Source organism: Thetidibacter halocola (genome assembly GCF_018224955.1).
Lineage (GTDB): Bacteria > Pseudomonadota > Alphaproteobacteria > Rhodobacterales > Rhodobacteraceae > Thetidibacter > Thetidibacter halocola.
Genome location: NZ_JAGTUU010000009.1, coordinates 107,553 through 121,617, shown reverse-complemented (window position 1 = coordinate 121,617; position 14,065 = coordinate 107,553). Strand labels below are relative to the sequence as shown.

The following is a 14,065-nucleotide window of genomic DNA, read 5'->3' as shown; positions in this document are numbered from 1 at the left end:
GCCCCCGGGTGCAATTTTCCCGAGGGAAACCTGCAAATTCCTCCAAAGGAACTCGCCCGCGCTCAGGCATTGCCGTCCTTGAAATCGAGACCCATTTCGGAATAGCGCTCTGCCTCGTCCTGCCAGTGCTCGCGGACCTTGACCTGCACGAAGAGATGAACCTTGCGGCCAAGGAACTCCTCGAGTTCCTCGCGCGCGGCCTTGGAGATCGCCTTGATTGTCTCGCCCTTGTGGCCCAGCACGATGCCCTTGTGGCCGTCACGCGCGACATAGACCACCTGGTCGATCCTTGCCGTGCCGTCCTCGCGTTCCTGCCAGCTCTCGGTCTCGACCGTCAGTTGGTAGGGCAGTTCCTGGTGCAGCCGCAGGGTCAGCTTTTCGCGTGTCATCTCGGCGGCGATCATGCGCAGCGGCAAGTCGGCGATCTGATCCTCGGGGTAAAGCCAGGGCCCCTCGGGTACCTGGCCGGCCAGCCATTCCCGCAAGTCGTCGACGCCATAGCCCTTTTCGGCCGAGATCATGAAGGTCCTGGCGAAATCGAACCGCTCGTTCAGCGCCTGTGACAGCGTCAGCAGCGCCTTGGCTTCGACCCGGTCGATCTTGTTGATCGCCAGCGCCACGGCGCGGCCCCGCGGCAGGTCGCGCAGCCCCTCGAGGATGCGCTCGACCCCGTCGGTGATGCCGCGATGAGCCTCGACAAGCAGCACCACGATATCGGCGTCCGCCGCCCCGCCCCAGGCCGCCGCCACCATCGCCCGGTCCAGCCGTCGGCGCGGCTTGAACAGGCCCGGCGTGTCGACGAAGATCAACTGGCTTTCGCCTTCCATCGCAACGCCTCTGATGCGGGCGCGGGTGGTCTGCACCTTGTGCGTGACGATCGAGACCTTGGCGCCGACCATGCGGTTGGTCAGCGTGGACTTGCCCGCGTTGGGCTCTCCGATCAGGGCGATGAAACCGGCGCGTGTGGTCATGGGGCTTCCCTTGTCGTTAACCCTGTCGCTTCGCCACTTGAGGGCCACATGGGTTCAAGCCTTCGGCTTTAACGCGGAACGCCGCGCCGCGCCAGACCTGCGATCCCGGATCAGCGAGTAGACCCCGGCGCCCACGATCAGCGCCGCGCCGCTCAGGGTCAGCGCGTCGGGGCGTTCTCCGAACAGCGTATAGGCCAGCACCAGCGCCACGATCAGCCGGAAATAGCGGAAGGGCGCAACCACGCCGACCTCGCCGGTGCGCATGGCAAAAGTCATTGCAGTATAGCCCAGCACGCCCGAGACTGCCGTGCCGCAGATCAGCAGTGCCGCAAGCGGTGCGGGCAGTGTGGGCGGCCCGGGTTCGAAGGCCAGGATCACCAGCCCCGCGACGGTGACCACGGCAAAGCCCAGCACCCCCAGTTGCGCCGCGTGCACGCTGGCCGGTGCGGCGCGGGTGGCGAGGTCGCGCCCGGCGAAACCGATCATGCCCAGCAGGGCGAATATGGCGTTCGGCTCGATCCCCTCGGGCGAAGGGCGCACGATCAGCAGCACGCCCGCAAGGCCCACCGCCATCGCCGCCCAGCGGCGTGGGCCGATCTTCTCGCCGAGGAACAGCGCCGCACCCGCCATCACCACCAGCGGCGCCGCCTGGAGGATGGCCGAGGTGGTCGACAGCGGCGTGTAGGCGAGGGACAGGGCGAAGAACAGCCTTCCGACGATCTCGAACCCGGTGCGGATCAGCAAGCCGCGTTTCAGGTAGGCCGGGGTCAGCACCGGCACGCCTTTTGCCCGCGCATAGACGGCGTAAAGCGCCATCGCCACCAGCCCGTATTGCACCGTGCCCATACCCGCCGTCACCCCGCCCGTGGCGGTGGCCGCCTTGAAGAACGCGTCCTCGATGCCGAAACCCAGCATCGCCAGCATCATCAGGATCGCGCCGCGCAGGTTGTCGGTCACGTCAGTAACTTTCTGGACAGGTTGAGAAAATCGAAACTCAAGGTCAACTAATCGTCTCCGACTTCGATTCTCAATATTGCGGGCTCGCGGCGATCATTCCTTCATATCGGGCCTTTTCGAAAGACCTTGCGCTCGTTTCTTTGAATTGGATACCCTGTGGTTCAGTCGTTGAAGGTGTGTGTTTATGGAAGTGTTGGTTCTCGTTGTGCTTGGCGCGTTGTTGGTAGCGTTTGTTTCACGATCTGCAAGGAAACCACCTCCTCCGCCTCGAACCATCGAGGATGATTTCGAGAAACTCTCATTTCCACCGACACTGCGCCCCCAGCCCTCGGGAGAAGCGTCACCGGTCAGGCGGGTTCTCAAGGGCCGCGCGTGGGTGGTCGACGGAGATACGATTGATGTCGAAGGGGTCAGACTGAGACTGTTCGGGATAGACGCGCCGGAAATGGATCACCCCTATGGAAAACAGTCCAAGTGGGCCATGGTCAACTTGTGCAAGGGCCATCTTGTCACCGCCGAGATTGTCGATGAGGACACACACGGCCGGAGTGTTGCGCGATGCCTGTTGCCTGACGGACGTGACCTGTCGGCGGAACTGGTAAAACAGGGACTCGCGCTTGATTGGCCGAAGTATTCTGGTGGCGAATATAAGCCCCTCGAAACCGAAAACGCGCGAAAAAGGCTATGGCGGGCATCTGTGCGTCAAAAAGGCCGAACCGATCTTTGGGAAAAGTATCCCGCCAGCCAAGGTCGACAGCGCTAGGACCGCTGAGCCTATCCCAGCCGGTCCAGAAGCGCCTTTGCCGCCACCTGTTCGGCCTGCCGCTTGCTGCTGGCGCTGGCGGTCTCGGTCTCGCCCGAGGGCAACTGCACCTCGATGGTGAAGACCGGCGCATGGTCCGGCCCTTCGCGGCCGGTCAGCACATAGGCGGGCGGCGGCATGCCGCGCGCCTGCGCCCATTCCTGAAGGCTTGTCTTGGCGTCCTTGGCGTCGTCGTCGACCGCTTCGATCCGGTCGCCCCAAAGCCGCAGCACAAGGTCTTGCGCGGCATCGAAGCCGGCGTCGAGGTAGACGGCGGCGATCACCGCCTCCATCGCGTCGCCCAGCAGCGCCACCTTGCGCCGCCCGCCGGTCATCTGCTCGGACCGGCCCAGTTTCAGCGCCTCGCCCAGTCCCACGTCGCGCGCCACGTCGGCGCAGGTCTCCTTGCGGACCAGCGCGTTGAATCGCGGCGCAAGCTGGCCCTCGGCGGCCTTGCGGTCGGCCCGCAGCAGAGCCTCGGCCATCACCAGGCCCAGCACCCGGTCGCCGAGGAATTCCAACCGCTGGTTGTCCTCGCGACCCGGCCCGGACATCGAGGAATGCGTCACCGCGCGGCGCAGCAGGCGCGGGTCGGCAAAGGCATGGCCCAGCCGCTCCTGCAACGCCAGCAGCTCCGCCGACAGCTTCATTCGATTCCCTTGAAGAACCGGTCGCCGCGCCACGTCCAGAAGAACAGCATAGACCGCCCGCCCGACGAGAACATGATCCGGTCGGCACGGCCGATCAGGTTCTCGTAAGGCACGAAACCGACGCCGCCGACCATGTTCGAGATCCGGCTGTCCGAAGAGTTGTCGCGGTTGTCGCCCATGAAGAAGTAATGCCCGGCGGGAACCGTGTAGACCTGCGTGTTGTCCGAGCCCTGCGTGCCGATGTTCAGGATCGAGTGCGAGGTGCCGTTCGGCAGGGTCTCGATGAACTTTTCCTTCTGGCACACGCCGCCTTCGCCCACCGGGTCGTTGGAACAGCGCGGCCGCAGGCGCTGCGGTCCCTGCGCCTCGGCGGTCTCGTCGAACGTGCCGTCCGGCGTGACCTGGACCGGCGTGCCGTTGATATGGACCAGCCCCGCCTTGACCTGGATCTGGTCGCCCGGCAGGCCGATCAGCCGCTTGATGAAATCGCGCCCTGTCACCGGGTGGCGGAACACCACCACGTCGCCGCGCTGCGGTTCTCCGCCGAACAGGCGGGTGTTGTCGCCATCCGCCCAGCCGCACAGGTCGCTGGCGTCGATGTCCAGGCCCACCGCCGGAACGATGATCGACGGGCAGGAGGCATAGGAATAGCCATAGGCCATCTTGTTCACGAACAGGAAGTCGCCGATCAGCAGCGTGTCCTTCATCGATCCCGACGGGATCCAGAAGGGCTGGAAGAAAAGGGTGCGGAACACGCCCGCGATCAGCAGGGCATAGACGATGGTCTTGATCGTCTCCCAGATCCCGCCGCCGCTCGTCTCTTTCGCCATGTCGCGCCCCTGCCTCGGATGTCCCGCGCTACATGAGCGGCCCGGCCCGGAGTGTCAAGGCAAGCGCAGGGCGCGTGGCGCCCGAAACAGGCCCCGCAGGTCCAGGCCTGTCCGGACCGCCCGCTTCTTCTTGTTCCAAATACGCCGGGGGAGTCGCCGTCAGGCGACGGGGGCAGAGCTCCCTTGCCCCGCCACCGGCCGCGCCTCGATCACCACAAAGGCCTGCGCCCAGGGGTGATCGTCGGTCAGTGTGACGTGGATGATCGCCTCGTGTCCCGGCGGTGTCATGGACTCCAGCCGTTCCTTCGCCCAGCCGGTCACGGCCATCACCGGCTGGCCGGTCTGCAGGTTGCTGACCGCCATATCCTTCCAGGCGATACCCATGCGTAGGCCGGTCCCGAGCGCCTTGGAACAGGCCTCCTTCGCGGCCCAACGCTTCGCATAGGTGCCAGCCACGTCGGCGCGTCGCTCGGCCTTGCGCTGCTCTACCTCGGTGAAGACGCGGTTTCGGAACCGGTCGCCGTGGCGCTCCAGCACCGCGGCGATCCGCTCGATATTCGCAAGGTCGGTTCCGATGCCCAGGATCATGCGCGCCTCATGCGGAAAACAACGGAAAGGATACGCCCAGCGCCCAGGCCAGCACCAGCCCCAACGCCAGACCCGCGCCCGACGCCCCGCTCCGCGCCGCCGCCCAGCGGCCCATCAGGCCGAAGGTCAGCCAGAACAGCACGATCACCGGCGCGATCATCACCAGGAAGAACAGCCCCTCGAAATCCAGCGCCACCGCGATGCCGAGCGAGACCAGGAATCCGACCCGCGCCGCGATGCGCTGCCACAGGGGCGCGCCCCAGGCCGTCCAGGCATCCGCCAGCATGAAGGGCACCGCCCCCAGAGCCAAGGCCGCAATGATGCCAAGGCGCGGCAGGGTGGGCCAGAAATTCGCGCCATAGCGGTCGAGCGCGAGACCGAACACGCCCAGCCCCCAGGCCAGAAGCGCCACCACGGTCAGCGTCGATGTCCACCGAGGGCTTCCGCGCCAGCGCCACAGCAGGGCCAGCTGGATCGCACCATAAAGCGCCAGGTGCAGCGCCAGGTAATCCGCGACCAGCACTGGCAGGAGGCGGGTGTCCAGCGGCGCGGCCAGCAGCGGCGCGGCTAGCATCGGCAGCAGAACCAGCAGGCCAAGGCGCGGCGCGCTCAGCGGTGCGGGTGCGTCGGGCCCGGCGGGCAGGCGCCGCGCGATGGGCGCGAACAGCGCCGCGATCGCCGCCAGCAGCCCCAGCAGCGCCCAGCCGGTCTGCGGCACCGGTGCCCTTTCGCTGCGGCCATAATAAGCGTTCAGCCAGTCTAGCGCCGCTGCCCGCCCTGCGCGGCTGTGCAGGATTGAGACATGCTCGGCATAGGGCGCCAGCAACGCCTCGCGCGCGTTGGATCCGCTTGTCACCGCCTCCCCTTCCTGCGCGGCGGGATCGACCATACGCGCCGCTTCCAGCGCGAACTCGGCCAGTCCCGGCTCCCACGCGCCGGTGATCAGCAGTAGGTTCTCCGGGTGGCTCCGGTCTATTGCCAGCGAAAAGGCCGAGAGCAGCACCAGCGGCCCGATCCCCTCGGTCTCCAATGCGGTGCGCACCAGGATATCGGTCGCCATGGAATGGCCCAGCAGCGCCACGGGTTCGTCGCCGCGCCGAACTGTCTGGATCACGCTGCGAGTCTGCTCGACCAGCAACCGCGTCGTGCCGTCCAACGAGGTCACGTCGCCTGACATCGGGATGTCATGCCGCCCGTGCCCCTCGAAGTCGAATGCATACACCGTGTATCCCGCCTGCGCGAGCACACCGGCATAGCCCTGCATCATCTGGCGCGACCCGGCAAAGCCGTGCGCGATCACCACCACCGGCCCGTCGCTGCCGTCGCTCCACTCGGTGATCGGCGTCGGGCCCTCGCGGAAATCGGTCAGGGTCAGGCCCGCACGTGCCCCCTCCAGCAGCCAGAGCGCCCAGGCGCCGACCAGAACCGCCAGCAGCGGCAGCAAGCGGCTCATTCCGGCTGCAGCAGCATGGCGCCGATCGCCCCGGTCGCCTGGTTCAGGGTAAAGCGCAGGATGCCGTCCTCGAAATCCCCGGTCCCACCGTTAAACCGCGTCGCGGGCAAGGTCAGGATCAGCCCCACGGTCGGGTCATAGCGCGCGGCCAGTGCCGCGAAATCGACGCCGGCGAAACCCATGCCGCCGCTGCCGACCATCCGGCATTGCCGATCGCCAAGCTGCGAATAGGGCGGCGACAGCACGAGGATGCGATAGCCCCCCGCTGCCGGCTCGCCAGTGTCGATCAGCGCCACCCGCACCGCGCCGTTGGCGAAGGTGCGCGTGTTCTCTTCCCAGGGCTCGGCCAGGAACTGCGCCCCCGCCGCCCAGTCGTCGCAATCCTGCACCTCCTGCGCGGCGGCGGGCAGACCTGCGGCCAGCAGCAGAAGGGCAGCGCGGATCACGCCCGCGCCTCGTCCATCAGGCGGCGCATCTCGTGGATGGCTGGCGCCAGCCCGCGAAAGATCGCCTCGCCGATGATGAAATGGCCGATGTTCAACTCCATCACCTCGGGAAAGGCGGCGACCGGCGCAACCGTCTCGTAGGTCAGTCCGTGGCCCGCATGCACTTCGAGCCCCAGCGAATGCGCATAGGCCGCCATGGTGCCCAGCCGCTCGCATTCGGCGTCGCGCTCGTCCAGCCGGCCTTCGGCGTGGAAATCGCAATAAGCCCCGGTGTGCAGCTCGATCACCTGCGCACCGATGCGGTGGGCGGCGTCGATCTGCACAGCGTCCGCGGCGATGAAGATCGACACCCGGCAGCCCGCATCGCGCAAGGGTGCTATAAAATGCGCCAGCCGGTTCTCGTCACGCGCCACTTCCAGACCGCCCTCGGTCGTCCGTTCCTCGCGCTTTTCCGGCACGATGCAGACCGCGTGCGGCTTGTGGCGCAGGGCGATCTTCTGCATCTCGTCGGTGGCCGCCATCTCGAAGTTGAGCGGCAGCGTCAACGCCTCCATCAGCCGCTCGATGTCGCGGTCCGAGATGTGGCGGCGGTCCTCGCGCAGATGTGCGGTGATGCCGTCGGCGCCGGCCTCCTCGGCGATCTGCGCGGCACGGATCGGGTCAGGATAGGCACTGCCGCGCGCGTTGCGCACGGTTGCGACGTGGTCGATGTTGACGCCCAGGCGCAGGCGTCCGGCATAATCGGTCATGGGTCTGGTTCCCTCTTGCTTGCCGCCCAAGCTAGCGGTCCGCGCGCGCGGTGCAATCGTGAAAGCGCGATCGGCGGTGACGATCCGGGAAACCTGCCCCTGCTTCTTCTGGCAAAAAAATATTTCGGGGGTCCGAGGTCAGACCCCGATGCGGTCGCGCAGCAGCCGCAGCGTGGCGCGGTCGGCCTCGTCCAGCGGCGCGCAGCGCGAACGGAACAGCGTCGCCTGGCTGCGCAGGACGGGTTCCTCGGCCAGCACCTTGAGGTGGTTTGCGCGCAGCGTCTCGCCGGTCGAGGTGATGTCGGCGATGGCCTCGGCGGTCAGGTTGGCGACCGTGCCCTCGGTCGCGCCCTGGCTGTCGACAAGCTGGTAATCCGACACCCCGCCGTCACGCAGATAGTCGCGCACCAGCCGGTGATACTTGGTCGCAATGCGCAGCCGGTGGCCGTGCCGGGCACGAAAGGCGGCGGCGGCGGCGTCGAGGTCGTCCAGCGTGTCCACGTCGACCCAGCAGGCGGGCACGGCCACGATCAGGTCGGCATGGCCAAAGCCCAGCTCGGCCATCTGTTCCACCTTCTGGTCCCACTGCACCAGCTTCTCGCGGATCAGGTCGGTGCCCGTCACGCCCAGGTGGATGCGCCCGGCGGCCAGTTCGCGAGGGATCTCGCCCGCCGACAGCAGCACCAGCGCCACGTTCTCGACCCCGTCCACCGCGCCGGCGTATTCGCGTTCCGACCCGGTGCGCGACAGCGAAACACCGCGCGTGCCGAACCAGTCGAAGGTCTTTTCCATCAGCCGGCCCTTGGACGGCACGCCCAGCTTGATCATGCCGCGCCCTCCATCTGCATCAGCGCGTCGGGCCGGATGACGCCTCCTACGGCGGGGATCTCGCGGCCCTGGCCCAGGCGGCGGGTCAGCGCGTCATAGCGCCCGCCGGTGGCGACGGGGGGCAGGTCGGGGCGCGCCTCGGCGATCATGCCAAAGACGAAGCCGTCGTAATATTCCATCGAGGTGCGGCCGAAACTGGCCTCGAAGCCGAGGCGGCCCACGTCGACCCCGCGCGCCGACAGCGCCTCCAGCCGCCGCGCCATGCGCGTCAGCGCGGGCGTCAGCGCGGGCAGGTCCACGGCGATGTCGCGCAGCCGTTCCAGCGCAAAGGGGCCCGGCGCCTTGACCGCCAGCACCGCGTCGATCAGCGCCACCTGTTCGGCGCTCAGGGGCGGCTCGGCGGCATCGGCGCGCAGCGCCTCGATCCGGGCGGCGATCTCGGCCTCGCTGCGCAGGCCGATCATCGGCGTCGCGCGAGCCATCGGGTCGGCCTCGGCCAGCAGGGCGCGACGCGTGGGCGGCATCGGCGTCTTGCCTGAGAACCGGTCGAGCAGTTGGCGGAACCGGCGCGGCCGCCAGAGATGGCGCATCAGCGCGGCATGACGGCGCTCCGAGGCGCCAAGACCCGCCACGGCGGCGGTCAGCACCCCGATATCGCCGGTGACGGCGCGCAGGGCGTAGCCCTTGAGCAGGTCGGCAAACAGGGCAAAGACCTCGGCATCTGCCGCCGCCGGATCGGCGCGGTCGAAGATCTCGAAGCCGACCTGCAGGTATTCGACGGGCCGTTCCGGGTGCCTCTCCTGCCGGCGAAAGACCTTGCCGGAATAGGTGTAGCGGGCGGGCTCGGCCCCGTCCGACATGTGCATCTGCACCACCGGCACGGTGAAATCCGGGCGCAGCATCATCTCGCCCTGTACCGGGTCGTGGGTCACGTAGGCACGGGCGCGGATGTCCTCGCCATAGAGGTCCAGCAGCGTCTCCGCCGGTTGCAGCACGCCCGTTTCCACCGGGATCGCCCCGGCGGATTCGAAGGCCGCGCGCAGTTGAGCGGCCTTGGCGACAGAGACGAGGCTCACCCCTGCGCCCCTGTATCCAGATTGTGTGCAGAGAGTATTTCACGAACCTTCGCCACCAGGTCGCCGCGCGGCACCTCGTATTGGCTGGGGCGGTCCTTCCATTCCTCCAGCGTGGCGTCCTGCGCGATTTTCGCGCCCAGGATCAGGTCCTTGATCTGCACGACGCCATTGGCCTTCTCGTCGCCGCCCTCGATCACCGCGACGGGGGATTGCCGCTTGTCCGCGTATTTCAACTGGTTGCCGAAGTTCTTGGGGTTGCCGAGATAGACCTCGGCGCGGATGCCCGCCTGCCGGAGTTCCGCGACCATCTGCTGGTAGTCGCCCATGCGGTCGCGGTCCATCACGGTCACGACGACCGGCCCGGCGACCTGCCCGCCGATCCGCCCCTTTTCCCGCAGCGCGGCCAGCAGCCGGTCGACGCCGATGGAGACGCCCGTCGCCGGCACCGCCTGCCCGGTGAACCGCTTCACCAGGTCGTCATAGCGCCCGCCGCCCGCGACCGAGCCGAACTGCCGCTTGCGGCCCTTGTCGTCGAGGATTTCGAAGGTCAGCTCCGCCTCGAAGACCGGCCCTGTGTAATAGCCCAGCCCGCGCACCACGCTGGGGTCGATGATGATGCGGTCGGGGCCGTAGCCCTGCGCCGCCAGCAGAGCGGCGATTTCCTCAAGCTCCGAGACCCCCTCGTCGCCGACCTGTGACTCGCCGATGGCATCGCGCAGGTTGGCCAGCGTGTCGGCGGCCTCGAGCCGCCCCGAGGTCAGGAAGGCGATGACCGGCTCTGCCTGATCCGGAGCCAGACCCACGCCGTCGATATAGGCGCCCGAGGCGTCCAGCCGCCCCTTTCCCAGCAACTCGCGCACCCCGGCCTCGCCGACCTTGTCGAACTTGTCGATGGTGCGCAGCACGGCGGCGCGCTGGTCGTCGTCCTTGAGGCCCATCACCTCGAGCACGCCATTCAGAACCTTCCGGTTGTTCACCCGGATCAGGTAGTCGCCGCGCGGGATGCCCACGGTTTCGAGGCAATCGGCCAGCATGGCGCAGATCTCGGCATCCGCCGCGACGCTGGCCGCGCCCACGGTGTCCGCGTCGCACTGGTAGAACTGGCGGAAGCGCCCCGGCCCCGGCTTTTCATTCCGCCAGACCGGGCCCATCGCATAGCGGCGATAGGGCAGGGGCAGGTCGTTGCGGTGCTGGGCATAGACGCGGGCAAGCGGCGCGGTCAGGTCATAGCGCAGCGCCACCCAGCCGTCATCGTCATCCTCCCAGGCGAACACGCCCTCGTTCGGACGGTCCACGTCGGGCAGGAACTTGCCCAGCGCCTCGACCGTCTCGACCGCCGAGGATTCCAGCGCGTCAAAGCCGTAGCGATGGTAGACCTGCATGATGGCGCGCAGCATCTCGGCGCGGTCCGACACCTCGGCGCCGAAATAGTCGCGGAACCCCTTGGGGGTCTGCGCCCGCGGGCGGAGAGATTTCTTGTCCTTGGCCATGACTCGGGGCTCCGGCTTGGGTCGCGCCCCCTCTAGCGGAAGGGCGCAGGGGGGGCAAGCGACGGGGCGGCGGTCAGAACGTGTAGCCGAAGCGGGCGATGTCCTGCGCGCAGAGGTCGGCGACGTGATCGGCCAGCGCGGCGTCGTAATGGTCGCGGTAATCGCCACGGTCGGAGCGGTTCACATGCGGCAGGTCCGGGGTGAAACCGAGGTGCGCGGCCAATGGGGCCATGTCCTTGTCCAGTTGCTCCAGACGCAGGAAAAGCGCCGGGCGTTCCGCCCCCGTCAAGTCGCGGACGTAACGGCCATAAGGCCATGCCTTGAGGCTGGCCATGGTGTGCGGATGGCGCAGGAAGCCCGCGAAATCATGCGTCCGGGCAAGCGTCACGGCATCATGGTCGAACTCCTGCGCGCGCAGCCAGTGGTAATAACTCACCAGCCGGTCCCACGGGTTGCGGATAAGGGTGAAGACCCGCATCCCGTCCATCTCGGTGCCGCTCACCACCCCGTCGAGATCGGCCAGTGTGGAGTGCTTCCACAGACGGCCTGCCGAGGTCAGCCCCTTCAGCCGCCCCTTGCGGCGCTGCGCCTTCGGCGTGTCTCCGATCAGGATGTCATCCTTCATCGCCCGCGCCTCCAGCGCCAGCGCCATCGAGGTGCCGCCGGTCTTGGGGATGTGGACAAAGATGTAGCGGCGCCCGCGCGACACGATCATGGGCGCGACGGTAAGGCAGGCCGCCCGGACCACGCAAGCAGGGTCAAACTTCCCTGGCGATCTTGCGCAGTTCGAATTTCTGGATCTTGCCGGTCGAGGTCTTGGGCAGTTCCTGGAACACCACCTTTTTCGGCGTCTTGAACCCGGCGAGGTGCTGGCGCGCATAGGCGATCAGGTCGGCCTCGGTCGCGTCATGACCGTCCTTCAACTCGACGAAGGCGCAGGGCACTTCGCCCCATTTCTCGTCCGGCTTGGCCACCACGGCGCAAAGCAGCACCGCGTCATGGCCCATCAGGCAGGATTCCACCTCGACCGAACTGATGTTCTCTCCACCCGAGATGATGATGTCCTTCGCCCGGTCCGCGATCTGAAGGTAACTGTCGGGATGCAGAACGGCGATGTCGCCGGAATGGAAATAGCCGCCCGCGAACGCCTCTTCGGTGGCCTTGGGGTTCTTGAGATAGCCTTTCATCACGCCGTTGCCGCGAAACACGATCTCGCCCTTGGTTGCGCCGTCGCACGCCACCTCAGCCCCGGCCTCGTCCCAGACGGTAACATGCTCCATGAAGGGCATGGCGACGCCCTGCCGTGCCTTCACCGCGGCGCGCGCGTCGCCTTTGGTGTGCTCCCACTTCGCTTGCCAGGTGGATTCGGTGGCGGGGCCGTAGGTCTCGGTCAGGCCGTAGACCTGGGTGACGTTGAAGCCCATCGGCTCGATCTTGGCGAGCGTCGCCGGGGCGGGGGGCGCACCCGCGGTAAACACCTCGACAATGTGCGAGAACTCACGGCGTTGCGCCGCGGGTGCGTTCACCAACGTGTTCAGCACGATCGGCGCGCCGCCGAAATGGGTTGCGCCCTCGTCCGCGATGGCGTCGAAGATGTTCTTCGCCGTGATGTCGCGGCAGCAGACGACCGTGCCGCCCACCGCCGGCATCATCCAGGTGTGGCACCAGCCGTTGCAGTGGAACAGCGGCACGATGGTCAGGTAGACCGGGTGCAGCACGATCCGCCAGGACAGGACTTGCCCCATGGCATTCAGGTAGGCGCCGCGATGGTGATAGACGACACCCTTGGGCCGCCCCGTCGTGCCGGAGGTGTAGTTGAGCGCGATGCTCTCCCACTCGTCCTCGGGCATGATCCAGGCGAAACCCGGATCGCCCGAGTCCAGCAGGTCCTCGTAGGTCCGGTAGTGTCCGCCGGCATGGACGCCAGCATGGTCGTCGGGAACCTCGATGATGACCGGCGCCGACCCGTCCATCCGTTCCAGCGCCTCGGCCAGCAGCGGCAGGAATTGCGGGTCGACCAGCACCACCTTCGCCTCGCCATGATCGAGGATATAGGCGACCGTATCGGGATCGAGCCGCGTGTTGATCGTGTTCAGCACCGCGCCACAGGCGGGCACGCCGAAATGCGCCTCTGCCTGGGCGGGAATGTTGGGCAGGATCGTCGCCACAACGTCGCCGGGACTTACCCCCAACCCCGCCAGCGCCGAGGCCAGCCGCGTCACCCGCTCGATGTATTCGGCATAGGTCTTGCGATGCGCGCCGTAGACGACCGCCAGGTGATCCGGCCAGATCTGGGCCGCGCGCGTCAGGAAGGACAGTGGCGTCAGTGGCACGTAATTCGCCGCGGTCCGGCCCAGCCCGGTCTCGTCCTTCATCCAGCCCATGATCCCCTCCCGTTTGTTGCGCGGGCCAACGATATGGCGCGGGGCGCATTTGGAAAAGCCCATTCCGTGCCCCCGCGTCCCGGCTTCTTCGGTTCACGAATTCCGCGGGAGGGGTTCGGAACGGTCAGAGGCCTGCCCGTGGCGCGACGGCGGGATCAGCGCACTGGGTCGAGCAGCGCGTCGCGCATCGTGCAGTCGCGCACCACGTCGCGGCCGCAGGGCACCGGGTCGAGCGTTTTCGACAGGCACAGCCGCGCCTCCTGGATGCGGCCGGCCTTGCAGGTGATGGTCAGCATGTCCGCCTCCCAGCCGGGATTGGCCTTGAGGAATGCCTCTTCGACCACCTGCGCGGGCAGGGAGACGGGCTGCTCCAGCGCGCGGAACACGGGCGGGCGGTTCACGGCGTCATAGGCGCGCCGGGCTGTGGCGAAATAGTCTTCCGCCGACAGGCCCGAACAGCTGCCATGCTTGTTCCACTGGTGCCAGGCCAGGCCCGGCGTGCCCATGATGTCCGCCATCCCTGCGGTCATGGCGCGGGTCGGCGGGCGCTGCGGCGTGGCGCAATAGGACGGCCAGCCACGATGATATTGCGGCCAGAGCCCGTGCAGGATCCAGCCGTGGTCCTCGTCGCATTGCGGGCTTCGGCGGGCATCGCCCTCCAGCGCGCACCAGGTGGGCGACCAGCTGAGCGCCAGCACATAGTAATCGAACTCGCCTGCCCGCTCGCCCTCGGCCAGGGCGGCGGTGACGCTCAGCAGCAGGGCAACCAGCCAGCGCATTTTCTCTTTCCCTCTTGGCCCCGGACGACTATATACGCGCCGAGTTTCCCGACAACGGCAAC

15 protein-coding genes are annotated in these 14,065 nt (G+C 67.4%); 1 reads left to right on the top strand and 14 read right to left on the bottom strand.

Features of this window, described 5'->3' with window-relative positions:
• Positions 1 to 62: 62 nt before the first annotated feature.
• Both era and KB874_RS20105 read right to left on the bottom strand, forming a co-directional pair.
• Positions 63 to 971: a GTPase Era gene (gene era, locus KB874_RS20110; protein WP_212538360.1), complete on the bottom strand. Its 909-nt coding sequence runs from the start codon at positions 969 to 971 to the stop codon at positions 63 to 65.
• A 54-nt stretch (positions 972 to 1,025) separates the two neighbouring features.
• Positions 1,026 to 1,928 carry a DMT family transporter gene (locus KB874_RS20105; protein WP_212538359.1) on the bottom strand — a complete coding sequence of 301 codons (903 nt, stop codon included), beginning with the start codon at positions 1,926 to 1,928 and terminating at the stop codon, positions 1,026 to 1,028.
• A gap of 184 nt (positions 1,929 to 2,112) precedes the next feature.
• On the opposite strand from KB874_RS20105, the gene KB874_RS20100 reads away from it, so the two are divergent.
• Positions 2,113 to 2,691: a thermonuclease family protein gene (locus KB874_RS20100; RefSeq protein WP_212538358.1), complete on the top strand. Its 579-nt coding sequence runs from the start codon at positions 2,113 to 2,115 to the stop codon at positions 2,689 to 2,691.
• Positions 2,692 to 2,702: 11 nt separating this feature from the next.
• Here the strand turns inward: KB874_RS20100 and rnc are convergent, their stop codons facing one another.
• From rnc to KB874_RS20040, 12 genes are all read right to left on the bottom strand, one after another.
• Positions 2,703 to 3,380 carry a ribonuclease III gene (rnc, locus tag KB874_RS20095; RefSeq protein WP_212538357.1) on the bottom strand — a complete coding sequence of 226 codons (678 nt, stop codon included), beginning with the start codon at positions 3,378 to 3,380 and terminating at the stop codon, positions 2,703 to 2,705.
• Positions 3,377 to 4,210: a signal peptidase I gene (gene lepB, locus KB874_RS20090; RefSeq protein ID WP_212538356.1), complete on the bottom strand. Its 834-nt coding sequence runs from the start codon at positions 4,208 to 4,210 to the stop codon at positions 3,377 to 3,379. Before lepB ends, rnc begins: the two co-directional genes overlap by 4 nt.
• Positions 4,211 to 4,369: 159 nt before the next feature.
• Positions 4,370 to 4,798: a holo-ACP synthase gene (gene acpS / locus KB874_RS20085; protein WP_212538355.1), complete on the bottom strand. Its 429-nt coding sequence runs from the start codon at positions 4,796 to 4,798 to the stop codon at positions 4,370 to 4,372.
• 7 nt (positions 4,799 to 4,805) lie between these two features.
• Complete coding sequence (locus tag KB874_RS20080) at positions 4,806 to 6,251, bottom strand: alpha/beta hydrolase (RefSeq protein ID WP_212538354.1); 1,446 nt, start codon at positions 6,249 to 6,251, stop codon at positions 4,806 to 4,808.
• Positions 6,248 to 6,697 carry a hypothetical protein gene (locus tag KB874_RS20075; protein WP_212538353.1) on the bottom strand — a complete coding sequence of 150 codons (450 nt, stop codon included), beginning with the start codon at positions 6,695 to 6,697 and terminating at the stop codon, positions 6,248 to 6,250. The genes KB874_RS20080 and KB874_RS20075 overlap by 4 nt, the downstream gene beginning before the upstream one ends.
• Complete coding sequence (locus tag KB874_RS20070) at positions 6,694 to 7,446, bottom strand: pyridoxine 5'-phosphate synthase (protein ID WP_212538352.1); 753 nt, start codon at positions 7,444 to 7,446, stop codon at positions 6,694 to 6,696. The genes KB874_RS20075 and KB874_RS20070 overlap by 4 nt, the downstream gene beginning before the upstream one ends.
• Positions 7,447 to 7,584: 138 nt before the next feature.
• Entirely contained in the window at positions 7,585 to 8,274 is a 690-nt protein-coding gene (hisG, locus tag KB874_RS20065) for an ATP phosphoribosyltransferase (RefSeq protein ID WP_212538351.1), read from the bottom strand.
• Positions 8,271 to 9,350: an ATP phosphoribosyltransferase regulatory subunit gene (locus tag KB874_RS20060; protein WP_346346579.1), complete on the bottom strand. Its 1,080-nt coding sequence runs from the start codon at positions 9,348 to 9,350 to the stop codon at positions 8,271 to 8,273. Before KB874_RS20060 ends, hisG begins: the two co-directional genes overlap by 4 nt.
• Positions 9,347 to 10,840, bottom strand: a complete 1,494-nt coding sequence (hisS, locus tag KB874_RS20055) for a histidine--tRNA ligase (protein ID WP_212538350.1) — start codon at positions 10,838 to 10,840, stop codon at positions 9,347 to 9,349. Before hisS ends, KB874_RS20060 begins: the two co-directional genes overlap by 4 nt.
• Before the next feature lie 73 nt (positions 10,841 to 10,913).
• The gene (locus KB874_RS20050; RefSeq protein ID WP_212538349.1) at positions 10,914 to 11,555 is read right to left on the bottom strand and encodes a sulfotransferase family 2 domain-containing protein; all 642 of its coding nucleotides are present in this window, start codon (positions 11,553 to 11,555) and stop codon (positions 10,914 to 10,916) included.
• A gap of 43 nt (positions 11,556 to 11,598) precedes the next feature.
• Positions 11,599 to 13,224 (bottom strand): AMP-binding protein, encoded by a 1,626-nt coding sequence (locus KB874_RS20045; RefSeq protein WP_212538348.1) that lies wholly within the window; start codon positions 13,222 to 13,224, stop codon positions 11,599 to 11,601.
• A gap of 155 nt (positions 13,225 to 13,379) precedes the next feature.
• Positions 13,380 to 14,003 carry a ribonuclease T2 family protein gene (locus KB874_RS20040; protein ID WP_212538347.1) on the bottom strand — a complete coding sequence of 208 codons (624 nt, stop codon included), beginning with the start codon at positions 14,001 to 14,003 and terminating at the stop codon, positions 13,380 to 13,382.
• Positions 14,004 to 14,065: the final 62 nt, after the last annotated feature.

Excerpts from the sequence above, each read along its gene's own strand:
- KB874_RS20040 (WP_212538347.1), bottom strand. The coding sequence starts at position 14,003 with ATGCGCTGGCTGGTTGCCCTGCTGCTGAGCGTCACCGCCGCCCTGGCC.
- acpS (WP_212538355.1), bottom strand. The coding sequence starts at position 4,798 with ATGATCCTGGGCATCGGAACCGACCTTGCGAATATCGAGCGGATCGCC.
- rnc (WP_212538357.1), bottom strand. The coding sequence starts at position 3,380 with ATGAAGCTGTCGGCGGAGCTGCTGGCGTTGCAGGAGCGGCTGGGCCAT.
- hisS (WP_212538350.1), bottom strand. The coding sequence starts at position 10,840 with ATGGCCAAGGACAAGAAATCTCTCCGCCCGCGGGCGCAGACCCCCAAG.
- era (WP_212538360.1), bottom strand. The coding sequence starts at position 971 with ATGACCACACGCGCCGGTTTCATCGCCCTGATCGGAGAGCCCAACGCG.
- KB874_RS20100 (WP_212538358.1), top strand. The coding sequence starts at position 2,113 with ATGGAAGTGTTGGTTCTCGTTGTGCTTGGCGCGTTGTTGGTAGCGTTT.
- hisG (WP_212538351.1), bottom strand. The coding sequence starts at position 8,274 with ATGATCAAGCTGGGCGTGCCGTCCAAGGGCCGGCTGATGGAAAAGACC.
- KB874_RS20050 (WP_212538349.1), bottom strand. The coding sequence starts at position 11,555 with ATGATCGTGTCGCGCGGGCGCCGCTACATCTTTGTCCACATCCCCAAG.
- lepB (WP_212538356.1), bottom strand. The coding sequence starts at position 4,210 with ATGGCGAAAGAGACGAGCGGCGGCGGGATCTGGGAGACGATCAAGACC.
- KB874_RS20080 (WP_212538354.1), bottom strand. The coding sequence starts at position 6,251 with ATGAGCCGCTTGCTGCCGCTGCTGGCGGTTCTGGTCGGCGCCTGGGCG.
- KB874_RS20070 (WP_212538352.1), bottom strand. The coding sequence starts at position 7,446 with ATGACCGATTATGCCGGACGCCTGCGCCTGGGCGTCAACATCGACCAC.
- KB874_RS20045 (WP_212538348.1), bottom strand. The coding sequence starts at position 13,224 with ATGGGCTGGATGAAGGACGAGACCGGGCTGGGCCGGACCGCGGCGAAT.